The organism is Brevibacterium sp. FME37 (assembly GCF_014897485.1).
GTDB lineage: Bacteria > Actinomycetota > Actinomycetes > Actinomycetales > Brevibacteriaceae > Brevibacterium.
Genome location: NZ_JABUYE010000047.1, coordinates 1 through 1,445, shown reverse-complemented (window position 1 = coordinate 1,445; position 1,445 = coordinate 1). Strand labels below are relative to the sequence as shown.

Genomic DNA, 1,445 nt, shown 5'->3' with positions numbered 1-1,445 from the left:
GACGTTGATACTGGAAAGGTCGGGAATCCCGGTGTGACCCAAAGCCTGACTGACCCGTTCCGCGGTGTCCTTCTCGTGATCTGTCCACCAGGGTTCCCGTCACCACCGAAAGAGAACCAGCCGGTGGGGACATGACCTCATAGGAGCGTGACTCCACACTTACAGAGTCCCGTCAACGTCCTGTCTGCCCGACCGACTGGCCCTCACCCCACCAGTCCAATGGAAAGGGCACCACCATCATGACAGGAACACCAACGAATGTGTACGCCGGGATCGATACCCACCAAAACACGAACCATGTCGGCATCACAAATGAAATCGGGAAGAAACTCGGCGACAAAGAATTCCCCACCACCAGCACCGGATACACGGCCTTACTGAACTTCATTCTCTCCTTCGGCACGATCCTCGCCGTCGGCATCGAAGGCACCGCATCTTACGGAGCCGGGGTCTGCGCTTACCTCCGATCACAGGGCGTTCTCGCCAAGGAAGTCATCCGCCCCAACCGACAGACCCGCCGGGGCGGGAAATCCGACCCTATAGATGCCTACGCCGCTGCCAAGACCGTCGCCGCTGACCTCGATGACCTTCCGATCCCGAAACTCCTCGGCGGTGCCGTCGACGGGATCCGATTGATCCTCAAAACCCGCACCACAGCCGTCAAAGCACGTACCGCGGCGATCACGCAGACCATCAACTTCCTCACCACGGCTCCCACCCAGGTGAGGGAGAAATACGCGGATCTCAAGGACCCTGACCTCCATACAACACTGGCCAAAACACGTCCGGCAGCTGACGATCACCTCGGGATCGCTTTGCGTCGCCTGGCCAAAAGAGTCGAATTTCTCACCGAAGAGATCGATGCGGCCAATCACCAGCTTGCTGACCTGACCACACAGGTGGCCCCTGCTCTGGCGGCCACGAAGAGCGTGGGGCCAATCTCCGCAGCGAAGCTGCTGGTCACAGCTGGTGAGAACCCAGAGAGGATCACGTCGAAAGCTGCGTTCGCTGCCCTGTGCGGGACCAGCCCACTCCAGGCATCGTCGGGCAAGATCACCCGGCACAGACTCAACAAAGGAGGAGACCGGCAGGCCAATAGTGCCTTGTTCGACATCGTGAAGTCGAGAATGTCCAGCGATCCACGAACGAAGGAATACGTGGCCAGACGCACCGCGGAAGCGAAATCGAAGAGAGAGATCATGAGGTGTCTCAAACGGTATGTCGCCGCCGAGGTATACACGCTCATCATCAATCCACCCATCGTTCCGGCTATCAATGACCTGCGCCCTCTGCGGGAGTCAAAGAAGATGAGCCTGAGAGTGGTGGCCGAGCATTTCAGCGTCGGTCAGGTAAAGGTTTCACGTATCGAACGCGCTGAAGCTCGTGATGACGAGTTCGCAGCGCAGTACCGGGACTTCCTTCTTCAAGCCGCTTGACATCTATAG

At 58.5% G+C, this 1,445-nt stretch carries 1 protein-coding gene; it reads left to right on the top strand.

Translation table 11 applies throughout. The features are described from left to right. Positions 1-239: 239 nt before the first annotated feature. Entirely contained in the window at positions 240-1,436 is a 1,197-nt protein-coding gene (locus INT29_RS19865; protein ID WP_101575102.1) for an IS110 family transposase, read from the top strand. The last annotated feature ends 9 nt before the right edge of the window (positions 1,437-1,445 follow it).